20 protein-coding genes are annotated in these 22,768 nt (G+C 58.0%); 2 read left to right on the top strand and 18 right to left on the bottom strand.

The genetic code is table 11. From position 1 onward, the window contains the following. Nucleotides 1-138 precede the first annotated feature (138 nt). The 7 genes from MME58_RS12225 to MME58_RS12255 are packed head-to-tail and all read right to left on the bottom strand — an operon-like array spanning nt 139 to nt 6,744. Nucleotides 139-1,191 carry an ABC transporter substrate-binding protein gene (locus MME58_RS12225; RefSeq protein ID WP_055005534.1) on the bottom strand — a complete coding sequence of 351 codons (1,053 nt, stop codon included), beginning with the start codon at nt 1,189-1,191 and terminating at the stop codon, nt 139-141. After that, nucleotides 1,188-2,372 carry an NAD(P)/FAD-dependent oxidoreductase gene (locus tag MME58_RS12230; protein ID WP_055005533.1) on the bottom strand — a complete coding sequence of 395 codons (1,185 nt, stop codon included), beginning with the start codon at nt 2,370-2,372 and terminating at the stop codon, nt 1,188-1,190. Before MME58_RS12230 ends, MME58_RS12225 begins: the two co-directional genes overlap by 4 nt. Then, on the bottom strand, nt 2,369-3,745 hold the full coding sequence (locus MME58_RS12235; RefSeq protein ID WP_055005532.1) for an FAD/NAD(P)-dependent oxidoreductase: 1,377 nt from the start codon (nt 3,743-3,745) through the stop codon (nt 2,369-2,371). Before MME58_RS12235 ends, MME58_RS12230 begins: the two co-directional genes overlap by 4 nt. Continuing rightward, nucleotides 3,742-4,032, bottom strand: a complete 291-nt coding sequence (locus MME58_RS12240) for a (2Fe-2S)-binding protein (protein WP_054985079.1) — start codon at nt 4,030-4,032, stop codon at nt 3,742-3,744. The genes MME58_RS12235 and MME58_RS12240 overlap by 4 nt, the downstream gene beginning before the upstream one ends. A 16-nt stretch (nt 4,033-4,048) precedes the next feature. Then, complete coding sequence (locus tag MME58_RS12245; protein WP_054985080.1) at nt 4,049-4,843, bottom strand: ABC transporter permease; 795 nt, start codon at nt 4,841-4,843, stop codon at nt 4,049-4,051. Between the two features lie 3 nt (nt 4,844-4,846). Continuing rightward, entirely contained in the window at nt 4,847-5,719 is an 873-nt protein-coding gene (locus MME58_RS12250) for an ABC transporter permease (protein ID WP_054985081.1), read from the bottom strand. Continuing rightward, a complete protein-coding gene (locus tag MME58_RS12255) occupies nt 5,716-6,744 on the bottom strand; it encodes an ABC transporter ATP-binding protein (RefSeq protein ID WP_054985082.1) in 1,029 nt (342 codons plus the stop codon). Before MME58_RS12255 ends, MME58_RS12250 begins: the two co-directional genes overlap by 4 nt. 241 nt (nt 6,745-6,985) lie before the next feature. Between MME58_RS12255 and MME58_RS12260 the strand changes: the two genes are divergently transcribed. Continuing rightward, on the top strand, nt 6,986-7,825 hold the full coding sequence (locus MME58_RS12260; protein WP_055005531.1) for an IclR family transcriptional regulator: 840 nt from the start codon (nt 6,986-6,988) through the stop codon (nt 7,823-7,825). A 214-nt stretch (nt 7,826-8,039) separates the two neighbouring features. On the opposite strand, the gene MME58_RS12265 is transcribed toward MME58_RS12260, so the two are convergent. The 6 genes from MME58_RS12265 to MME58_RS12290 form a co-directional block, all read right to left on the bottom strand. After that, entirely contained in the window at nt 8,040-9,563 is a 1,524-nt protein-coding gene (locus MME58_RS12265; RefSeq protein WP_233590986.1) for a methyl-accepting chemotaxis protein, read from the bottom strand. Between the two features lie 383 nt (nt 9,564-9,946). Beyond that, complete coding sequence (locus MME58_RS12270) at nt 9,947-10,909, bottom strand: class I SAM-dependent methyltransferase (RefSeq protein ID WP_055005529.1); 963 nt, start codon at nt 10,907-10,909, stop codon at nt 9,947-9,949. 65 nt (nt 10,910-10,974) lie between these two features. Further along, the gene (locus MME58_RS12275) at nt 10,975-11,679 is read right to left on the bottom strand and encodes a YoaK family protein (protein ID WP_055005528.1); all 705 of its coding nucleotides are present in this window, start codon (nt 11,677-11,679) and stop codon (nt 10,975-10,977) included. A gap of 47 nt (nt 11,680-11,726) precedes the next feature. Next, nucleotides 11,727-11,954, bottom strand: coding sequence for a hypothetical protein (locus MME58_RS12280; RefSeq protein ID WP_003317903.1), 228 nt, complete (start codon nt 11,952-11,954; stop codon nt 11,727-11,729). 131 nt (nt 11,955-12,085) lie between these two features. Further along, a complete protein-coding gene (locus MME58_RS12285) occupies nt 12,086-12,427 on the bottom strand; it encodes an FKBP-type peptidyl-prolyl cis-trans isomerase (RefSeq protein ID WP_055005527.1) in 342 nt (113 codons plus the stop codon). Nucleotides 12,428-12,564: 137 nt separating this feature from the next. Further along, on the bottom strand, nt 12,565-12,846 hold the full coding sequence (locus MME58_RS12290) for a hypothetical protein (protein WP_055005526.1): 282 nt from the start codon (nt 12,844-12,846) through the stop codon (nt 12,565-12,567). A 645-nt stretch (nt 12,847-13,491) separates the two neighbouring features. Between MME58_RS12290 and MME58_RS12295 the strand changes: the two genes are divergently transcribed. Then, the gene (locus MME58_RS12295) at nt 13,492-15,060 is read left to right on the top strand and encodes a TerC family protein (protein WP_055005525.1); all 1,569 of its coding nucleotides are present in this window, start codon (nt 13,492-13,494) and stop codon (nt 15,058-15,060) included. Between the two features lie 69 nt (nt 15,061-15,129). Here MME58_RS12295 and MME58_RS12300 read toward each other — a convergent pair whose 3' ends face one another. From MME58_RS12300 to MME58_RS12320, 5 genes are read right to left on the bottom strand one after another with little or no spacing between them, the layout of a single operon-like run. Further along, nucleotides 15,130-15,705, bottom strand: a complete 576-nt coding sequence (locus MME58_RS12300) for a GNAT family N-acetyltransferase (RefSeq protein WP_054985400.1) — start codon at nt 15,703-15,705, stop codon at nt 15,130-15,132. A gap of 59 nt (nt 15,706-15,764) precedes the next feature. Beyond that, the gene (locus tag MME58_RS12305) at nt 15,765-16,445 is read right to left on the bottom strand and encodes a hypothetical protein (RefSeq protein ID WP_055005524.1); all 681 of its coding nucleotides are present in this window, start codon (nt 16,443-16,445) and stop codon (nt 15,765-15,767) included. Then, nucleotides 16,442-19,834 (bottom strand): toxin VasX, encoded by a 3,393-nt coding sequence (locus MME58_RS12310; RefSeq protein WP_241409130.1) that lies wholly within the window; start codon nt 19,832-19,834, stop codon nt 16,442-16,444. Before MME58_RS12310 ends, MME58_RS12305 begins: the two co-directional genes overlap by 4 nt. Continuing rightward, nucleotides 19,824-20,705 carry a DUF4123 domain-containing protein gene (locus MME58_RS12315; RefSeq protein WP_055006791.1) on the bottom strand — a complete coding sequence of 294 codons (882 nt, stop codon included), beginning with the start codon at nt 20,703-20,705 and terminating at the stop codon, nt 19,824-19,826. Before MME58_RS12315 ends, MME58_RS12310 begins: the two co-directional genes overlap by 11 nt. Continuing rightward, on the bottom strand, nt 20,702-22,735 hold the full coding sequence (locus tag MME58_RS12320; protein WP_055006792.1) for a type VI secretion system Vgr family protein: 2,034 nt from the start codon (nt 22,733-22,735) through the stop codon (nt 20,702-20,704). The genes MME58_RS12315 and MME58_RS12320 overlap by 4 nt, the downstream gene beginning before the upstream one ends. Between the last annotated feature and the right edge of the window lie 33 nt (nt 22,736-22,768).

A 22,768-nucleotide genomic window follows, 5' to 3' on the forward strand; every position in this document is an offset into this window, starting at 1 on the left:
CACCGTTGAATGCGCCCGAAAAAGTGGGCGTAACGGTGGGACTCCCTTGCGCGGTAATAAGTTGAAATAATTTGCCAGGTGGCAATCAACGGGTGACGTTTTGCAGGCGGCGATACCTGTCGAGCTCGCCGCAAACGTCTATCGCTCGATACTGCGGCTCCAGCGCGCGTTCCACTCCGGGCGGATCTGATTGACCTGATCCCAGTCGATGGTTACGGCTGTTTCCAGGTATTTCTCCATGGCCTCGACCTGGGCACGCGTCTTGTCCGTGGTTGGTGTTTTCGGGTTTGACGGGATCTGATCGCCAAACTCCAGCGCAGGTGCCTGTGCTTCCGGCGTCAGCAAATAGGCGGCCAGCTTCTGGGCCAGTTCCGGCTGGCTATTATTGGCGATTGTGCATTCAGCCACGTTCAACACCACACCGCCTTCCTTGGGCGATGCGTACTCCACTGGCACGCCCTTGATCTTCAAGGCGGTCACCTGCGTCGGCGTCAACGGGAACAGCGCGGCTTCGTCGGTCTGGACCATTTCCGAGATCTTTGCCGAGCTGGCGATGTACTCCAGCACGTTCGGGCCGATGGTTTTCGGCCAGGCCTTGAAGCCTGGTTCGACGTCTTTCTCGCTGCCGCCCTGGATCCGGTTGAACATCAGGAAACCATGCAGGCCGAAGGTCGAAGAGGCCAGTGACTGGAACACGACCTTGTCCTTGAAGCGCTTGTCGGCCAGGTCCATCCACGAGGTGGGCGCGTTCCAGCCCTTTTCCTTGAACATTCGCGTGTTGTAGGCAAGGCCGGTTACACCCAGGCTGACGGCGGCGGCCTGCTCCTTGATTTTGGCCTTGGCAGGCAGATCGGCCAGGCTGGCGCTGGGTTGCAGGGGGGCGCACAGGCCCATGGAGATAGCCCGGTACATAATGCCGTCGTCGAGAAACATGACATGCATCTGCGGATTGTCTTTACATGCCTGCACCTTGGCGAGGATATCGGCTGACGTGCCTGGCACGATCACTACCTTGACGTTATTGGCCTTCTCGAAGGCGGGCAACACCTGATCGGCATACAGGCGCTCCATGGTCCCCCCGTTCATGCCAAGGTACAGCGTGGTGTCGGCCTGGGCAGGCATACAAAACAGTGCAGCCGCCAAGGGCAGGCATGACAGGCCGGTGAGGGCGAGACGTTGGGTGTTTTTCATGGGGACGACCTTCCTCTGTGCAATGGGATGATGTTCGTAGCGGATTCGATAGCCTTGAATTGAGCGGTTGCCTGCCGGAAGCGGCCGATGGAAAACGCCTCGAGCGAGATAAGTGATGCGCCGTCGCAAACCCATTCGGCCAGCGCTTCGCCGGCCGCCGGACCGATCTGGAAACCTGCCCCGGCAAAACCGAAGCCGTGCAGCAGGCCCGCTTGGGTGAGGCTCGGACCGAGCACGGGTTCACGGTCCGGCAGATAGCCTTCGGTGCCGCTCCAGGTGCGGATGGCCTGGGCACCGGCAAGTGGCGGGTAGAGTTCGACGGCGTTACGCAGGATGTCCAGTACTGCCGCCTGTCCCGGTCGGGCGCGCGCCGGATCGATGGCAAAACCTTGTCCGCCGCCCAGTACGCAATTGCCGCGCGCTACTTGCCGGGCGTAGATGCCGCCACCTTCGACACCGGTGCTGACGTCCATGAACAGCGGCAACGGTTCTGTCACCAGCATCGCCGGATGTCCTGAATACATAGGCACCGGTTCGTGAAATTGCGCCGCCAGTTCTCCAGCCCACGCCCCGGCGCAGTTGAGCAGCCAGGGAGCTCTCAGGTTCAGGCCGCTGGCCGTTGTGACGATGAAGGCGTTGCCGTCATGGCTGACTTCGCTCGCCTGCGCCTGCTCGAATACCTGTGCCCCAGCCCGTCGAGCAGCGCGGGCAAAGGCGGGCGATACCAGGCGCGGATTGGCGTGCCCGTCGTCGGCACACAGCGATGCGCCCACCGCGACGTCGCCTGCCCAGGGATAGCGGGCGCGCAGTTGATCGCGATCGAGCAATTGTAAATCGAGGCCGAATACCTGGCTGACTTCGGCGTAGGCGCGCAGGGCATTCATGTCCTGTTCGCTGCGTGCCAGTTTGAGGTGGCCCGAGCGCTGGTATTCGCCGTCTATGCCGATCAGTTCGCGCAGGTTGCCCCAGATCTGGTGTGCCCGCTGCGACAAGGGCAACTGCGATAATGGCCTGCCCTGACGGCGTACGCCGCCGTAGTTGACACCGCTGGAGTGCGAGCCGCAAAAGTCGCGCTCCAGCACGGCCACACGCTTGCCCTTCAGTGCAAGCGCCAAGGCTGCCGACGAGCCGACAATACCGCCGCCGATGACAATCGCATCGGTTTCAATCAGTGTGCTCATGGTTGTTTCTCAACTGATTGAAGCGCCAGTCCGAACGGCAGCGGCTTGATCGGGGCCTGGCTACGCAGACGGCCTATATGCTCCACCGGCCGACCGCTCTCGCGAGCGATGATCTCTGCCGCTGCCAGGCCGCACATCCGTCCCTGGCAGCGGCCCATGCCGACTCGGCACAGGGCCTTGACCCGGTTGATCTCCCAATGGCCATCCTGCACGGTTGTGCGAATCTCACCCGCGGAGACTTCTTCACAGCGGCATACCACGGTGTCATCCGCCACGCGGGCGGCCCAGGCCTCTGGGAACGGGAAGGCGGTTTCCAGTCCGTGGCGAAAGCGTTCGATGCGTTGCAGTGCAGCTTGCAGATCCCGGATACGCAGGGCGTCGACAGTGATGCCAATGTCTTGCAGCAGCCCGAGGGCGGCGAGTTCTCCGGCCATCTCCGCAGCGTCCGCGCCCATGATTCCAGCGCCGTCGCCTGCCAGATACACGCCTGACACGCTGCTGCGCCCGCAGTTATCACGAGCAGGCAGCCACGCGCGGTTGAGCGGGCTCCAGTCGAATGCACAGCCGAGCAAGTCGGCCAGTTGTGTCTCGCTGCGCAACGCATGGGCAAAGGCTACTGCGTCGCAGGCCAGCAGGTTAGATTGGCCATTACGTTGCCATTGAATGCCGGTCGCACGCTGTTCACCCTCTATGCGCTTGAGGTGTACGCCTTGATGCACCGGAATGCCATGGGCGCTCAGCCATGCGCGGTAATACAGGCCCTTCGCGAGGGTTACGGGTTGGCCGAGCAACGCAGGCAATGCTTTGCACTGCGCCGAAAACGGCGCGCTGTCGAGCACTGCCAGCACGTTTGCGCCGGCTTTGGCGTATTGGTAGGCAACCAGATACAGCAAGGGTCCGCTGCCGCAAAACACCACGCGTTCGCCAATCGCACAGCCCTGATACTTGAGCGCGATCTGCGCGGCGCCCAGGCTGTAAACGCCAGGCAAGGTCCAGCCGGGGACTGGCAGGATTCGGTCGGTTGCGCCTGTAGCGACAATCAGCTGGGTAAAATCGATAGTCCCGGCTGTTCCGTTTTGCAGGGTGTCGAGCTGATGGCCCTCGGCGCTCCAGACCAGCGTTTGCGGGCGGTAGTCAATCTGCTCTGCGAGCGCGTCGAGAGTCTGGTGCACTGCGACGGCCTTGCTGCTTTCGAAACCGTAAAGCGCCTTGGCCGAGCGCTGGAAGTTTTCCGGCTGGCGGCGGTAGACCTGGCCGCCGCCGCGCAAGCCTTCATCGATAAGGCAGGCCTTGATACCGTGGGCCAGCAGGGTCTGAGCGGCGCGAATGCCAGCCGGGCCTGCGCCGATAATGGCAATGGCCTGATCACTCATACGCAGCGCCCTGGTTCACGAATCACCGCCTGGCCGGCTTCCAGCAGCGTCGAACAGGCACGCACTCGCTGTCCGTCACCCAACCTTACCCAACAGTCCTGGCAGGCGCCCATCATGCAGAACCCGGCGCGGGGCTCGGCACTGAAATCGCTGCCTCGCACGTACTCGCTGGCGGTCAATACGGCGGTCAGCAAGGTGTCGCCCAACAGACCGCTGGCCGGTTGGCCGTCAAGGGTAAAGGGCAGAACCGGGCGGTCATGTTCGGTCAGTCGTTTCAGCAATGCCATAACGTCAAAGCTCCGGTTAGTGTTTGCCGACCAGCACGCGATCCAGTCCATAGACCCGGTCGAGCAGGGTCATGGTGGCGGCGGTGAGCGCGATGACCAGTGCCGACACGGCGGCCATCATCGGGTCGATGGATTCGGTGGCGTAGACGTACATGCGCACCGGCAGGGTCTGGGTGGCGGGTGACGTGACAAAGATCGACAGCGTGACCTCATCGAAGCTGTTGATGAATGCCAGCAACCAGCCGCCCGCTACGCCGGGCAGGATCATCGGCAGGGTGATCTGCCGAAACAGGATGAAACGGCTTGCGCCCAATGACTCGGCGGCGTGTTCGGCGCTGCGGTCGATACCGATCGCCGCAGCGAGCACCAGACGCAGCACATAGGGCGTGATGACCAGCACATGGGCAAAAATCAGCCAGGTGAAGCTGCCGTTCACGCCCATCAGTGCAAACAGACGCAGCATGGCCACTCCCAGCACCAGATGCGGAATGATGATCGGCGAAAGAAACAGCGCATTGAAAAAATTGCGGCCAGGGAAAGTATGTCGGGTGATTGCCAAGGCGGCAGGCACCGCTATCAAGGTCGCCAGAGTCGCGGAGACGAACGCCAGCATCAGGCTGTTGTAAAACGAGTCGATAAAGTCTGCACGTTCGAACACTGCCTTGAACCAGCGCAGCGAGAAGTCGGTGGTGGGCAGGCTCAGGGTGTTTTCCGGGGTGAACGCCACCAGACACACCACGACCAGTGGGGCCATCATGAAAATCACCACCAGCGCATGAAACGAGAGGGCCAAAGGACCGTTCTTGGACATGGATCATTCCCCCAGAGTTTTTTTGTAACGGCCTTCGATCATGCGGTTCCAGGACAGCATCACCAGCAGGTTGACCAGCAGCAGGGCCACGGCCAGGGTCGCACCCATCGGCCAGTTCAGTTCCGAGAGGTATTGGTCGTAGATCACCGTGGCGACCATCTTCAGGCGTCGACCGCCAAGCAGGCCGGGAATGGCGAAAGAGCTGGCGGCGAGGCCGAACACAATCAACGAGCCGGACAGCACGCCGGGCATGACCTGCGGCAGCACGATCGAACGCATGACTCTTGCCTGACTGGCACCCAGCGACAGCGCGGCCTGTTCGGCAGTGGGGTCGAGCTTTTGCAGCGATGTCCAGACCGGAATGATCATGAAGGGCAACATGACGTGGACCAGGGCGATGATCACCGCAAACGGGGTGTACAGCAGCTTCACCGGCCGCCCGCCCATAAACTGGATAGCCTGATTGATCAACCCGTCCGCCCCCAGCAGCAGGCTCCAGCCGAACGCTCTGACCACGACTGAAATCAGCAAGGGTGTCAGGATCAGAATCAGGAAGATCGAGCGCCACGGTGTCCCCATCCGGCTCAGAATGTAGGCCTCCGGCACACCGATCAGCACGCACAGCAGGGTCACCAGCGCACTGATCCAGAAGGTGCGCAGGAAGATTTCATAGAAATACGAGTCGCTGACCACGGCCATATAGTTGGTCAGCGTGTAGCTGTCGCTTTTCACCCCGACCTGGTAGTCGAACACGTTGAACGACAGCAGCAGGGTCAATCCCAGCGGTAGCACCAGCAAGCCGATATACAACGCCAGTGCCGGGGCCGACAGCCAGTAACCGCGGCCGCCCTGACGCATTTCGGTCAGCAGACTCATGCGCGCACCTCGTCGGCATCCAGCACGCGCAGCAACTCGGTGGGCCAGTCCATGTCGACCGCTGCGCCTTGTTCCAGCGGTGCCTGGCCGTCGTTGCGGCGTACCACGGTCACTTCGCCGATGTCGGTGTGAATCCGGTACAGCCACTGGCTGCCGATAAAGTAACGCATGACGATGCGCCCGGACAGCCGTCCGCAGCCAGGTGCCATCAGATCGATCTTCTCCGGACGCAGGCTGAGGGTCAGCGCGCCATTGCCGGGCAGTTGACGAACCTGTGGGCTGCCAGTGCTGTCCAGATCGCCCTGCAACATATTGGCTTTGCCGACAAAGCCCGAGATGAAGCGTGTACGCGGGTGCTCGTAAAGTGTGTAAGGCTCGTCGATCTGGGTGATGCGCCCGGCCTGCATGACAACCACCCGATCACTGATCGACAGGGCCTCGGCCTGATCGTGGGTGACCATCAGCGTGGTAATCCCCACTTCATTCTGAATGCGGCGAATCTCGAACTGCATCTCTTCGCGCAGATTGGCATCCAGGTTGGACAGCGGTTCGTCGAGCAACAGCACCGGCGGTTCGATTACCAGCGCCCGCGCCAATGCGACGCGCTGCCGTTGCCCGCCAGACAGTTCGCGCGGGTAGCGCTCGGCATGCTGGCCAAGACGCACCAGTTGCAGCACCCGGTTGACTCGCTGTTGCAACTCGGCGGCAGGCACTTTGCGCATGCGCAGGCCGAATGCAACGTTGTTGGCGACGGTCATGTGGGGAAACAGCGCATAGCTTTGAAAAACCACGCCCAGCCCCCGACTGCTGGGTTTGGCGTGAGTGATATCGCGACCGTCGAGCACGATGCGCCCGTCACTGACTTCAACGAAGCCGGCGATCATTTGCAAGGTGGTGGTCTTGCCGCAGCCGGATGGGCCGAGCAGTGAAACGAATTCGCCCTTGTCGACGGCCAGATTCGTGGCGACCACTGCGTCTATGGAACCGTAGCGCTTGGAGAGACCTTCGAGCTGCAGAAATGCCATACCTGCTTCCACCTTTATGCATGCGCGCCGAGGCACGCTTTTGTCATGGGCAGATGCGAAATGAAGTCATACAGCTCTGTGGACGTTGGTGCTCGCTCTGAGTCGGCTACCGATGATTGTTCAAATCGCCCCTGTGGACTGAGAGTAGGACGAAGGCTAGGATGGGCTCAATAAGGAATTTCACTGAATAACATTTTTCTTTTAGTTAATTCTCTCAGTGAAAAAATAGCGGGCGGTATAAATGAAAAATTTCACTGATCGGAATAGTGACGCTGCGCAAGTCGGTGTTGGCGCTGTTTCCCGGCTGTTCGCCGTATTGCGGTGCCTGGGCGATTGTGACGAAGGCGGCGAGCGGGTCACGCAGTTGGCGCAGCGGGTCGGGTTGTCACAACCCACCACACACCGCTTGCTGCGCAGTCTGATGGACGAAGGCATGGTCGAGCAGGACCTGCTCAGCAAGCGCTATCGGTTGAGTATCGAGTTCTTTGCGTTGGCTGCAAAAGCCGGCAACACCGGTAATCTGCGCGACGTGGTGCGGCCCAGCCTGCTGCGCCTGTCTGCGTCGTTAGGGGACTCTTTGTTTTTACTGGCACGCAGCGGTTTCGACGCAATCTGCCTGGACCGCAGTGAAGGTCCTTACCCGATCCGCACGTTTACCGGCGACATTGGTGGCCGTGTCGCGTTGGGCGTGGGGCAGGGGAGTCTGGCGATTCTGGCTTTTCTGCCTGAGGAAGAGCGGGAGACAGTCATTGCCTACAACCTGCCGCGCCTCAAGGATTTTCACCTGTACGACGAGGTGTTTCTACGTTCGGAGGTCGAAAACGTGCGCCGCCTCGGCTACGCCGGGCGTAATACCGGGGCGCTGCCTGGCATGGCCGGGCTGGCAGTGCCGATCCTGGACCGCAGCGGTCGGGCCGTGGCGGCGCTCAGCGTGGCGACCATCGCTGATCGATTGGGGCCTGATCGCCTGACGACCGTGGTCGAGTTGCTCAAGCGCGAAGCGGCAGTGATCAGTGCCAGAATCAACCCGTTCGACCCTTCGCTGCGACGACCCAGCCAGGTATTCGGGCAGGCGGAATAGCGCAGCGATGAGGATATCTCGCCCAGCCTGACTGAAATTATCGCGATTGCAGCGACCCGCCAGGACAACGTCAAAGGTACCCAGAACGCCGGTCATGAGCTGAAAGACCGGTCAACGCGCATCGACAATGTGATCTCGCGTGATCCACTTCGCATGCGCTTGCGCCTTTCCGGCCCTGGTAAGGCGCAAAGGCGCAGCTCAAGTCGGCTGTTGGTCAGACTGAAAACTTCGCCACCATACGATTCAGGTCCACGGCCAAGCGGGACAGCTCCTGGCTCGCAGTAGAAGTCTGGCTGGAAGCTGAAGAACTCTGCGCCGACAGGTCGCGAATACTCACCAGGTTTTCGTCGACCGAGCGTGCCACGTGCGCCTGCTGTTCAGAGGCGGTCGCAATCATCAGGTTGCGTTCATTGATGTGGCTGATCGATGAGGTGATGTCCTTGATCGCGATGCCGGCCTGCTGGGCGATCAGCAGGGTTGCGTCGGTTTCCGCATTACTCTGCTTCATCGACTGGACGGCTTCATTGGAGTTTTTCTGGATCCCCTGGATCATCTGTTCAATTTCCTGGGTGGACGTCTGCGTGCGGTGCGCCAATGCCCTCACCTCATCGGCGACGACCGCAAAACCTCGGCCCTGTTCGCCGGCGCGTGCGGCTTCGATGGCGGCGTTGAGCGCCAGCAGGTTGGTCTGCTCGGCAATGGCCCGAATCACGTCCACGACCTTGGCGATGCTCTGTGCCTGGCTGGCCAACCCTTCAACTTCAGCGCCGGTTCTGTCCACCGTAGTACTGAGTTTTTCCAGTGCGGCAATGGTCTGGCCCACGCAATCCTGGCCGGTCTGCGCCGACTTTTCACACGCTTGGGTAGAGGTCGAGGCCGCGACGGCATTGCGTGCCACTTCCTCGATGGCCGCCGTCATCTGGTTGACCGCGGTGGCCGCCTGCTCGGTTTCCTGGGTCTGGCGTTGTATGCCCTGCGTGGAATCCTGTGTGATCGAGCTCATTTCTTCGGCTGCCGAGGCGAGCAGGCCGGAAGCGTCGGAAATATGCTGAATCGTGTCCTTCAGGCTGGAAAGCATTGCCGCGCTGGCTTTTTGCAATTCGGTCAGTTCGTCGGCACCGTTGATTTCCACCGTCGTACGCAAATCACCTTCGGCGATACGGCGTGTGGAATCGAGCAGTGTCTTGACCGGTCTTGCGATGCTGCGGGTGAACACTGTTGCCACGATCAGGGTAATGACGACGGCAAGAATAATCAGCGTGAAGGTGACGGTTCGCCCGCTTTCATAATTCCTGTCGGACACCAGGCCAGATTGTTCGGCCCCTTTGAGATTGACCTCTATCAACTTTTCTATCGAGGCCTGTAATGCCTTTGCCTGCGGGCTGGTGACGTCGCGAATGAATACGAATAATTCACTGTCGGATTTGCGCGTACTGAGTTCAACAAGTTCATCGATTTTGGCGATATAGGCCACGGCGTCGGCCTTTACTTTACGGTAGGCATCTTCTTCTTCCGGACTCGATACCAGAGGACCGTAAGTGTCAGCGTTTTGCAGTAACGAGTTTTTTAATCCATTGAGCTTGTTCATTGACTCGGCAGACCGTCTGTCGTCATCCATGACAAAACGCCGAGCGTCGAGGCGATAAAGCAGACCGGCGGTCTCGATACGGCCCGCCTGCCTTACGCTGGGCAACCAGTCGTTCTGCAGTTGTTTGGCGGACTGGTGAAGCCCGTCCATCTTGAGGAGCGCATGGGCGCCGAGACCGGCGAGCAGCAGGCAAATAATGCCGAAGCCGAGAAACGCCCTGAGGTTCAATCCGATATTTCTTATTGGCATTATGGATCCCCTTTGTGTCACCACTTCATGGCGGGGGCCATTGTACAAATGTGGGCGACTTGATATCACTCTAGTGGCGTGGTTTAAAAAAAACTACTGCCCAGCGTAAAAATTTTTACTCTTTATTCGGGAAGTATCAAGGAGCGGAAAGTTGGTTAATAGTCAGACTTTTATAGAGGCATATTCTTGAGTGAGAAAAGGTTGTCAGTGTACTTCCCGTCACGTTACATGCATCGTTGCAGTCGCCAGCGGCACCCGAGTGCCGCTGGCCGGGATTTTCGCCGTCAAGCCCATCCCGAGCGGTTCAACCCTTCTGCCTTGAACACCAGGGCTTTCAAACCACCGTCGACCCGAGCATCCGGGAATTCCGGCGGGTTCTCCAGGCGCTGTTCGAAGCGCAGGCAGGGCGCCTCGATTGCGGTGTGCTGAATCAAAAACTCCGGCCCCAGCGCGGGGTCGTTCATGCACGCCAGTACCGACCCGTCTTCATCGAGCAGTTCCGGCAGGCGGCGCAATACCCGCTGGTAGTCCTTGTCGAGCATGAAGCTGCCTTTCTGAAAAGACGGCGGGTCAATGATGATCAGGTCATAAGGGCCGGAACGGGTGACTTTAGCCCACGACTTGAACAGATCATGCCCGAGAAAGGTGACGCGGCTGAGGTCCTGATCATTGAGCCGGTGATTCTCTCGGCCACGATTCAGGGCTGCCCGGGCCATGTCCAGATTCACCACATGGTCGGCACCGCCGGCCAGGGCTGCCACCGAGAAGCCACAGGTGTAGGCAAACAGATTGAGGATGCGTTTGCCTTTTGCCTGAGCCTGTACCCATTCACGGCCGTAGCGCATATCGAGAAACAGACCGCTGTTCTGTTTCTTGCCGAAGTCGACTTTGTAGCGCAGGCCGTTTTCGGTGATCACCCATTCATCCACGACTTCGCCGGTCAGCCATTGCGTGGTGCTCTGCGGCAGATAGCGGTGTTGCAGCAGCAGGGTGTGAGCCTGACTTTGCTGCCACTGCGACGTGTCGATCAATTTATTCAGCAGCTGTGTCAGTGCTTCCAGTTCGTGCTCAAGAGGGGCCTTGAACAGCGAGACCAGCACCACCCCCTGCATCCAGTCGACGGTAATGTGCTCCAGTCCAGGCCATACTCGACCACGGCCGTGAAACAGGCGGCGGGTTTCAGTCGGGACGTTGTTCAAGGCGGCAAGTAGCTGCTGTTGCAGGATGGCGAGTGCTTCAGAGGTCATGACGAAGGTCGGTTGTGAACGGCGGCGTATGGTAAACGTATTTCAGCGGATGGGAATCGCAGGGTTCAGCGTGGGATGTAGTGGCGTTGCCAGCGATGGGGAATTTTCAGTGAAACCAGCCCCAGCAATGCCGACAGGCCTGCGCTGATCAGCAGGGCATTGAGCCCCAGGTGTTGCTCGAGGATTGCGCCGACCACCGCGCCGACAAACATGCCGACCCACGGGACCAGCTGCACGCGCCAGCCATCTCGGCGTTCACCCAGCATCCAGCGGCCCAGACCACGACCGAAACGCGACAGTGCACCGGTCACGTAGGTCAGGCCGACCGGTAACCCGTTGACCTGTTCGACAGCAGCATTGAGCATGCCCATCGCCAGGATGGCCCAGACCAATGCCAGCATATTGCTTTCCAGTGGCCACGCTGCGGCGGCGCACAGCAGCGTGGCGATCGCCAGCAGCAAGGGCAGGGCGCGTCTGCCGCCAAGCCGCGCAACTACCACGCCCAGCGCGTTGCCGGCAATGAAAGCAAGGATTGCGAGGGTCAGACGTACCGTCACACTCAGGTCGCCATCACTGATCGCGACTGCAAGCCGGGTGGTGTTGCCACTCATGAATGAAACGAAATCGCCGGTTGCCATAAAGCCAATGGCATCGGTCATGCCAGCCAGCACCGACAGGCTCGCGACCAGACACATGCCGACCCGTCCACGCCATTTCTGCATGTTCAGGTGCCGTGGGCTGGCGCTGATTCTGGCGGGCTGTGGCAGCATCGAAGGCCCTCTGGACCGAAAGCACGACTGAACTCGGGTACTGCGATTTACAGCGGCTTGGCGCGCACGATTCTCTTGGCCTTGACCTCATCGGCATAGGCTTTGAGCTGATCGGCATCGCTGTAGAGGCGGTTGACCATCTGCAGCACTGCAGTGACGTCCACATCGTTCATTTGCGAGGCCAGTTTGAGAATTTCTTCCGCCGTGTTTTCCAGATTGGTTGCTGTCCCTTTCAGGTGCCGCTTCAGCTCCTGAGTCGACTTATTGAGCGCCATACGTGTTCCTGTGCCAAGACCTTGAATTCCATACCCGGAGCATGGCTTTTTCCGCGATAACAAGCAATCAGGCGTGTGCCTGTATCTCCCAGGTTATCGGCAGATTCAAGACGATCTGCAAGGCGTGGTGCTCAATCGTCGCGGGTCAGCACTTCAAGCAGTTCGATCTCGAGCGTCAGGTCTGCGCCGGGTTTGATGTGCGCGCCCATGGTTCTGTCGCCGTAAGCCAGATGTGCCGGGACGAACAGCTTGCGTTTGCCTCCCACTTTCATGCCCATCAGGCCCTGATCCCAGCCTTTGATGACGCGTCCGGTGCCGATCACGCACTGAAACGGTTTGCCGCGCTCGTGTGAGGAATCAAAGACGGTGCCGTCTTCCAGGGTTCCGGTGTAGTGCGTGGTGATCAGCGCACCCTTGACCACTGCCTTGCCCTCGCCGGGGTGCAGATCGGTAATTTGTAATTCTCTGGTCATTACGCGGCTTCCGGTTACAGCGCGCTCTGTCATTGGCGCGAGCGGGCTTTCTCGCAGAAAAGCGTGCCCATGACAAGCCGCTGAAACGAAAATGGGGCAAGCTTTCGCTTCCCCCGTTTAGTTGAACCCAGCAGCTGTCAGAGATTCTGCGAGCTGACGACCATGGCTTGGGCGATGTCCTCTTTCTGCTCCTGAGTGAAGCCGTCCCAGATGTTGGTCTTGGCGTAGTAACCCAGGCCAGCCAGGCAATAAAGGCTGAGGGTCAAAACGATGATGATCGAAACGAAGGTCCAGCGGCCTTCATCATCGTTTTCACGTGTGAAGCTGCGCGAATAGTTGTCCTCTGCGTTGCGAAAAAACAGCGCGGACGATAGGCGCTTGAGCCACTGGAAAAAATGAACAACAACGATGCGCAGCATGGGTAAATCACCTCAAAGGTCAAGAAAACGGGTTGCCGGGATGCCAACCAGACATCAGATGCAAAAGCTGAAAACGAAAAAAGCCCGTCTATGACGGGCTTTCTTTTTATGATTCTGTTCAGGCGAGCAGTGGATAGCGATGTGAAGCTGATCGCGAGGAGCACTGCGCATGCATGACGTTATGGAAACATTTTAAAACAAATGGCGGGGGGCATCTACCCGCGACATTCTGTTGTCAGACAACTGGTAGTGCCTGGAGGTGTGACAAAACGTCGCCCCATGTGCGTTTGCTGCTCGGCAAGCAGCATGCCTCGCGGTCAAGTCTTGTAATACTTTCTCAACGTACGAAACATCTACAGGTATTGTACGATCAGCGCCCGTATTAATTTTCAGGACTGTATGAATACCCTCCAGGAGCCTCCGAGTTGTCCTCCTCCCATCGCTTATGGCTGGCCGGTGATCTCACTGTTACCGAGCAGGCCGCTTCATTCGAACCTCTCTCTATTTAACCTCCTGTACTGCCTGGATTCCGGCAGACCTTCGCGTCCTGACGCTGCAACGCCATGCCTGACGTTCAGCCATGGTGGCTGGTCTACAGTGACCCATACCAACCCCTGTCATTTTTATCGTGAGGCTGCATAAACCATGGAATGGATCGCTGATCCCACGGCATGGCTTGGCCTGCTGACCCTTATCGTGCTGGAACTGGTACTGGGTATCGACAACCTGGTGTTTATCGCCATCCTTGCGGACAAACTGCCCCCTGAGCAACGCGACAAGGCGCGCGTCATCGGCTTGTCGCTGGCGTTGATCATGCGCCTTGGCCTGCTGGCGAGCATCTCCTGGATGGTGACGCTGACCGAGCCGCTGTTCGAGGTATTCGGCAAGACGTTCTCCGGCCGTGACCTGATCATGCTCTTTGGTGGTGTGTTCCTGTTGTTCAAGGCCACCATGGAGCTGCACGAACGGCTGGAGGGCCATGTCGCCCAACGCGCCGGTAATGCGGGCTATGCGTTGTTCTGGCCTATCGTTGCGCAGATTGTCGTACTGGATGCCGTGTTCTCGCTGGATGCGGTGATTACCGCCGTCGGCATGGTCGAGCACCTGTCGGTGATGATGATCGCTGTGATCTTCTCCATCGGCCTGATGATGATTGCCAGCAAGCCGCTGACCAAATTCGTCAACAGCCGCCCCACGGTGATCATGCTGTGTCTGGGCTTCCTGATGATGATCGGCTTCAGCCTGACTGCAGAAGGCCTGGGTTTCCATATTCCCAAAGGCTATCTGTATGCGGCCATCGGTTTCTCGATTCTTATCGAGGTGTTCAACCAGATCGCCCGCAAACGCAGCAAGAAGTCTGCTAACGGGCACCTGCCACGCCGCGAGCGTGCAGCCCATGCGGTGATGCGTCTGTTGGGCGGACGCAAGCTGGAGTCAGGTGATGTGGATGAAGAAATCACCGACATGCTTGAGGGCGAAAGCAGCGAGCCGGTGTTTGATCGTCGTGAGCGAGTGATGATCAGTGGCGTACTGCAACTGGCAGAGCGGCAGATTCGCACGGTGATGACGCCAAGGGCCGAAATCGACTATATCGACCTGAACGACAGCGCCGAGAAGATCCGTCTGAAACTGATGCACTCGTCCTACTCGCGCCTGCCGCTGATTGGCGAGCGCGGTATCGATGAGCCGCTGGGCTTCGTGCACAAGAAAGAACTGTTCAAGGAGCTGCTGTCCGGCAACGAGCCCGACTTGAAACTGATGTCGCGCAAGGCAATCAACCTGCTGGAAAGCTTCACCATCCTCAATGCCCTGGAGCAGATGCGCAAGGAATCGACGCACATTGCCTTCGTGGTCAACGAGTTTGGTGACTTCATCGGCGTGTTGAGCATGACCGACATTCTCGAGTCCATCGCTGGCCAACTGCCTGACGCCAGCGAAGTGGAAGGCCCGGACATCGTCGAGCAGGGCGAGGACTTCGTGGTGTCGGGAGCCCTGAACTTGAGTCTGATTCGCGAGCGCACCGGCTTTCAGGCCAGGGCGACCGAGGACTACCAGACTTTGGCCGGACTGGTCATGAGCCTGCTGGATCGTTTGCCTTCCACCGGCGACAGCCTCAGCTGGCAGGGCTGGGACCTGCACGTTGTTGGTGTGGAAGAGCGCCGAGTGACTCGGGTCTTGTTGCAGAAGCAGCCCGATGCAGGCTCTGGCAAATAAGCACTGAGCAATAACAAAAACGGGGCCTTCTCATGGTGAGCTGGCCCCGTTTTCATGTGTGCGTCATGCTTATTTTCGACGCGGACGCGACACCACGGATTCGATATTCTTGCGGCCGATCAGCTTGGGCTGCGCAGGCTCTTCGGCCACCGGCTCGTTAGCCAGCCACTTGAACATCACCAGACAATCCACCAGGCCCAAACGGGCATGACGATAAGCCTTCGGCAACCGCCCGACGGTCTCGAAACCCAGCTTGTTCCACAACCCGACCGCCACCTCATTGCCGGCGACTACCGAATTGAACTGCATCGCCAGAAACCCGCTGTCGCGTGCCAGTTGCTGCGAGTGCTCGCACATCAACCGCGCCACACCCCGACCACGCGCCGCGTCCGTCACCATGTAGCCACAGTTACAGACGTGATTGCCCGGGCCTGCCGCATTGGCCTTCAGGTAATAACTGCCTAAAAGCTGGCCATCTTCCTCGGCTATCAGGGTATGCAGAGGCAGCTTCATCCAGACATCGCGAGCCTGCTCCTGAGTGAGGGCAGGGTCGTAGGCGTAGGTTTCCTGAGCGATGACGACAGCCTGAAAGGTGGGCCAGAAGCGCTCGAAGTCTTCCGGTGTCATGGGGCGAATCTGGATCATGGTGAGGCCTTGGTGGGTAGGGCTTGAATTCCGGCGTGTACGTTAGCTTGGGCGTGCTACTACTTCCAGGCTTTTTCAGTGAACTCGGCAGTGGGGGGGAGCACTGTATGGAGAAAATTCAGGTACTTGTTGAACAGTACCTCGTGCTGAAAGCGGGCTTCGAAGCCAAGTGTGACGTCAGTGCGGTGGGTGATGATCATCAAGCGTTTGCGGTCGACGGTGACAAAGTTGTACTCGCCCCATGGCAGGCTTTGTTCGTGGTGGATGGGATTTTCCCAGTTGAGTAGCTTGATGGCTGCGATACAGGCCATGGCTACCGGGCCGACCAGGAAAAGCAGCGAGCCGGTGAGTATGGCTACGAATACGAACAGCATAATCACGGCAATGGCGATGCCTTTGAAAAAGGAAGAGGCGAAGTCGGGGTAGTGAAGGTAGTACTCTACGAGGGCGTGGTTGGTGGTGATGGTGTAGTTGTAGATGGTTTTTTGGCGGATGAGCAGGCATAGGTAATAAGCAAGAATTCCCGCAAGCGCGAGTATCGTGCCCACTAATGAGTAGAGACTGTCTGAAAACATTATCCAACCTCCCCAAATGAAAAGTGTGCTTCCTGTTAGGTAGACTGCGATAAATATTGACTGAGTTATCATCATTTCTCTGGGCGATCTCGCAAGTGTTTTGATTTTCCAGTTCAGAACGTCTTTACTTATCGACAGATACAAGGCTTTTTCTTGCTGATTCATACAGGTATACCGTCTGCTACTTCCAGAGTCGGTGTGCCAATTCTGCTTGATGCCTTCACTTCAAGCTCCACAGCAGCCAAACCATCGATAGCAGTATCGCCTCTTGTGCCAAGCTCCATCTGAAACAGATAGCTTCTATCGTCCTCGCCAGGATTGATCAGAGTGGCCGGGTACCATATTTGCAGCTCCAAATATGTTGCGTCCTTGTCGAGCGGCACCCAGGTTTCCCAGATGAGGTCTTCATTTTCAGGTGGCATGAGAGGATAAGTGAAATCTTCACTTGCCTCGCCAGCTGGCTTGTTGGTAAGCATCCCGAACTGTTCGGCCTTCCTGAATTGCCCACGGTCCAGAAAAGCTTGATGCAGTGCGTCGTCTATTTTTTCTATAGGTAGCACGCCCCATGGTCGCTTGCTGCTCACTATGTTGAAGTGCACGGACTCCCCGCGTACCAGATTTGGCAAGCGTACTTGTACTCCAGCGCCATTTTGTACCGCTACGTTGTAGTAATCGCCTTTGCCAAGATAACGATTCTCATAGTGCACGGTGCTTTTGACATGAATCTGCGGAGACAATTGAATTTCTATCAATGCGCGTACTTCGTCACTCTTGCCTTTGGCAGTCTCGGGGTAGCGATAGTCTAAGGTTCTTGACCAACAGCACTTGCGTAGCCACCAGCCCACGCTGTCTTGCTTGAAATAACTCAAAGCCATCGTAGTAAAAAGATATATAGAACCTATTACGAGCAGCGCCACACTGAACCATGGGCTCATCGCAACAATTGTGAAGACGCTTGCAGGGGACAACCCGGCCATCAATTGAAAAGTTGAGCCTACTCCCATTGCGAATATAGAAATGCCCTTTACAATAATCGCGTCCTTTTCCTCTGATGTTTTCGCTGCGTAAAAATCATTTTTGACATCAAATAGTTCAAGCGTAACCGCCGCCAGCCCAAACCCACCCATAGCCACCATCGAAACCCTGAACCCACGTATCGCGTCACCCCACACGGTATTGCCCTTGGCTCTCCAGTACGCACTGGACCTGTCCAGAATCCCCACATTCTTGCCATCAATCAGTACCGGCGTTGCATCCCTGATCACGCTCCAAGGCGCTTCAACAAACACCGCCATCAACAGATTGAAGCTATACCCCAATCCATACGCAACCTTGCCGATGTCCTTGGCGCTGAAGTCTCCGTCCCGAGTCAGGTCGCGATAGGTGAAGGCGGTGTTGATGAAGTTGAGCATGATCACGCCCCAGGTGATCGAGCCGGCAATCCCTCCCAGTCCGTCGAGCCAGCGCCTGGCGGTGCTCAGCCAGTCTTTGGCGATGGCTTTGCCGGACTGGAAGTGCAGGCGAATCTCGTCCTGCAACTGCTTGGCGTATTGGTTGTTCTGAAAGTCGAGCAGGGCGGGCATGCTCAGTTCGTGGAGGCGAAGTTTGTTCTCGAGGGCGCGCAGGTGCTTGGCGATGCTTTTGCGGGGGTTGTAAGCGGTTGGGTAGAGCCAGCTGCGACGGGTTGCGCTGATCTGTTTGTTGAGTACCTGCCACTCACTGATCCAGGTTTTCAGTTTCGCGAGCATTTTTTGATCGATCGCAATACGCGCCTTCGAGTCGAGCAGGATCTGACCGATCAACAGGGTGCGAATCAGTGCAACGGTGTTCTGCTGCTTGCCCATCGTCAGGCGGCTGTCGATGGGCACCCAGGCCAGCAGGACACTTTCGAGCGTCGCCTTGCCTGCGCCGCTGGCCAGTTGGCCGAGGGCTTTGAAGGTGTCCTGAACGGGCTGCTTCAGCGCCTTCATCCACGGCTTGTCGGCAAAACCTTGGTGATTGAGTGCGCCGTTAAGTTCGCCGATGCGGGTGGCCAGGTTGGTGACGTCGCCGAGGCCGTTCAGCAGCGCGTTGGCCTCCTGGTGCAGCGCGTGTTTGAGCGCGGGTGAGAAGCCGTAGCGCAAGTTGCCGAACAGCGTAGTGGCGTTGGCTTCCTGCTCGGCGAGCCAGGCGCTGGCGGCTTTGTCCTGAGCGTAGATGATCTGCAGGTTGAGCATGACCGTTTGCAGGTACAGCAGGCTTTCAGGGTGAGTGGTATCGACAAACAGCTTGAGCGGGTCTGTACCGATATGGGTTGCCCAACGCTGAAAATCGCTTTGCGTGTCACGCACCTGCTGCAGCAATGCGTCTCCGGCTGGCAGGTGCTGTTGCAGATACTGACGCGCACCGCTCAGATCGACCTCGCGCCGCCATTTGTGGCGATCTTTCCAGGCTTGCAGGGCCTCGTCGGAGGGCGCGCTGCCGTAACGCATTTCAATCGATCTGCGCATGTCCAGGCTCTTGAACATGTCCGGCATCAGCAGAAAATCGCCGGGAACGTTACTGCTGTTGATCTGCGCTTGCTCAAGGATGCACTGCTCGAAGTAAGCTTCGAGCTCGCCCAGATACTGCTGGGTGAGCGCCGCATTGCCGCGCACCGATGCAGGCAGTTTCTCCGGTTCGCTCTCTGCGCCACATAGCGTGGTGACGGTCTGGGCGATCTGTACCTTGTGTTCGTGCTCGGCTTGCCAGTTGCGGTAAGCGGCCTGATCGGCCGCCAGCTGCATGCCCAGATCGTCGAAAATTGCCAGCGGGTCATCCAAAGCAATGAGCAGGGAACTGTCCTGATCGTCGACGCTGCCTTGCCAGAAGACGTCAGCGCCGATTGGCGAAAACAGCGGCTGGTTTTTTTCGCTGGAGGCCTGCGATGCAGGAATCGCCGAGTCTGCAAACCGGTCATCATCGACCACATACTCCTTGTCGATGTCCGCCACCGCTTCGGCGATACGGTTCAACGGCAAGGTATCCGGCTCGGCCATGGTCGTGCAGTAGCGCTTCAGGTCCAGGGACTTCATCCACGACGCACGGCTTGCAGGGTTCGAGCGCAGGTGTTCGCAGATGCGCCACGTCCATTGCTGCGGCGAAAAAGCGATGTGAAGCCGGTTGTTTCGCGGATAGAACAGGAAGGGTTTGCCATCGTCGGCACCGCTTCGCCGGTCGCTGCCGATCTGCGCGTCTGTCCAGACGATGCGGCTCAGATGGCCATTGGCGGCTGACGAAACGTACTCATGAAAGGTCCCGGCCGTTTCGTCGAACACATAGACATAGCCATCGTACAGTTGGCGAAGGGTATAGCTGCGTGTTTTCAGGCTCGGCATCAGCGTCCATTTGCTGGCCTTGAGCAGCGGTTTCAGCGTATCGGGCGCGGCATCGTAACGGGAGCGATCCAGCGCGTAGCGCACCGGTACGATGGCGACATTAGGGCCTCTGAAGGGGCACAGGCTGGTGGCCGTGGCGGGTGTCTTGGGGAACAGTGCAGCACGTCGTTGCCGGTGTGTGCCGTGTTTATTGGTCATGCGGGGCACCTCTGCCGTTGCGGACTTTTTGACGGTATTCATCAAGTGCGTCTATGCGCAGTTCCGGGGCCAAACGTTGATGCTCGGGGTGCAGGGTCTGCCACGATAAGTAGTGACCTTGCGGCGAAGTGATAAAATCCAGACCCCAGTGGCCACAAATATCGGCCCAGGTCGCCAATGCGTATTCACTGGTAAGTCCCCACTCGAGCGCGCTGTCCAAAGCACGGCTCAGCCAGTCTTCGATCTGATCATCGCTTTGGTCCACGAAAGCTTGTGAATATTGCCTACTGACCCAGCCATGAATGCGCTCCTCGAATAACCATCGATAACAGCGCGCGAAGGCTTTCAGTTGCGGATCGCCCAGCAGGGTGAAATCCTTTCGAGAAGCCTGCTGCGCACGTTGATTAACAAAGGTGGTGATGGTTGAGCCGGGGCAATGTTGCCAACTGCGAAAAGGGGATTGGACCCATAGTTGATCTATAGGCCCGAGCACGGCGCTCAGATATTCAGCCCCATAGCTGGATAGCCAGTAATGCATCACCAACGGATCTGCAAAACGCAGCAGACTCGAGTTACCCAGATCATCGGTCGGGCTCAGAAACTGCTGCAAATGTGCCGAGACGATTTTCAGAGATGCGTTGCTGGAAAAAACGCAGGCATCGGCCCTTTGCTCTGAATGTCCCTGCCACTCTTGTATCAGACTGGAGGGATGAGGTGCATGTACAAGTATCGGCCCTAGACCCATGACCTCTGTCCAGGGTGTGTCGAGATACAGCGGAGCGATTTCAAGACTCTCTTCGAGCTGATAAAGCTGCTTTATGGCGTCAGGTCGTAACGCTCCGTCAATCAACAGATAATTGGCCTGGTTCATTTCTTTGCTTCTTCGGTTACCCGTGCACATTGCTCACAAAATGGCGTGCGTCTCATTGTCTGTCTCTGTGCGGGAGTCAGCATCTCACCCGACTCACCCTTATTGAGCTGTTCTGTGAAACCCGGCAAAAGCGGTGCCGCCTCTGAGCCTGTCCCAGGGCTTCCTCCCGAGTTGAGTTTCACCTGAGACCCGATCACCGTCACGCCGCCAGCGTCGATTTTGATGAAGGAACCACCTGCTTTGAGAGTGATCTCCAGCCCTGCTTCGATGATCAGCTTGTTACCGGCTTTGAGATGAATTTCCTGCCCGGCGTGTGCCAGTAATCCATCGCCCACCCAGATGTGCTGTGTTCCGCCCACCGTCAGGTGATCATCGGCTTTGACTTCGGTCAGCCGGTTACTATCGACAGTGCAATGCTTCTCGGCCTTGAACTCGCTGTAGCTATTGCTCTCGACCCGGTCATGCCGCTCGTGGCCGACTCTAGTGGTGTGCTTGTGCTCGATGTTCTGCTCAAGGTCTCGTTGAGCGTGGATGTAAATATGCTCCTGACCGGTTCGGTCTTCGATGCGTAACTCATTGGAGCCATTGCCGCCGGGGCTGCTCAGAGTCTTGAATACACTGCGTGTCTTGTGAGCGGGCAGCTCATAGGGCGGAATGTGTTCGGCGTGGTACAGGCAGCCACTGACTAACGGCCTGTCAGGGTCACCCTCCAGAAACGTCACCAGAACTTCCATGCCGATGCGCGGGATGGTCATGCCTCCGTAGCGATTGCCAGCCCAACTGGACGACACGCGTAGCCAGCAACTGCTCTTGTCATCGCCGGCTCCTTCACGATCCCAGTGAAACTGTACCTTCACCCGGCCGTACCGGTCGCAGTGGATTTCCTGATCTTTCGGTCCGGTGATTACTGCGGTCTGACTGCCGAATATTCTCGGTTTGGGATGACGCAGAGATGGGCGATACGGGGCCTTCCAAGGGGTCGCGAAAAAGGTATTACGATAGCCCTGATGAAAGTTTTCGAGGTTCTGGCTTTCATGGGCTGACTCTTCAAGAACTTGCGGCTGGCGACCTTCATGACGGACTTCGGTCACCAGCCACAGTGCATTCCAGTCTTCGTTGGGATGCCCGCTTAATTGCAGAAAGTGACCGCTGACTATTCGGGGCTGGTCGCTTTGCCCTTCACCCAGTCGGTAGTCATGACGATGGCGTTCAAGGGCGCGCTTCGCCAGATGAGCACCCCGGTCGCGCTGTGTAAAACCGCCGGGATAATCGTAACGCTCAAGATCAAGAGAAGCCTCATCATGCGCCGAACCATCCAGGGTCAGATGCGGCTTTTCAAAATGGTAATCACGGCAAGTCGAGCGATTGGAGCGGGTTTCCAGACGCAGCTTGAAGCGCTTTATGACCGGCTCTCTGACCAGCAAAGCCGTTTCCTGTCTGTAGATCACAGGACCCAGTTTCGGAAACACCGTCTGATCGTCGCCAAACACCAGCCTGTGGGCAGTCGGGCTGTGTTCAAAGTGATAGTGCAGGCCTTCCTCTTCGCAAAGCCGGTGAATGAAGTGCAGATCAGACTCGCCGTACTGCACGCAATACTCGCGTTTCGGGTACGTAGTCCCGGGGTTGAGTCTGAACTCGTAGTCCCGCAGGCGATGATCGTGCATGACCTGCTCAATGATCTGGCTCACCGTCAGATTCTGAAAAATACGCCGATTGGTGCGATGTTCAAGTCGTGCCAGTTGCGGGCGCAGCGTGATCGAATAGTGGGTCAGACGATGCCCTGAATCGCCTTGGGCAATCTGATCGATCAACCCGTTAATACCGACATCATCGGAAGCGAACTGCAAGAAAACCGGCTGCCCCAGCAGACTCTCAAGATTCAGCGATGTGCATTCGCTGACCAGATCCAGGGCAAAGGAAAAAGGCTGGCTGATGGCTTCATGGCCCCTGAAGGCAAGAACTTGAAAATCATGGTTTTCAACGGCCAGGCTCAGACTGAAATGGGGCAGGGGGATTGTTTCGGACTGCATGAGTTTCCCTGTTTGCCTAAGAGTGATCCCCAT

Source organism: Pseudomonas syringae pv. tagetis, from assembly GCF_022557255.1.
Lineage (GTDB): Bacteria > Pseudomonadota > Gammaproteobacteria > Pseudomonadales > Pseudomonadaceae > Aquipseudomonas > Aquipseudomonas caricapapayae.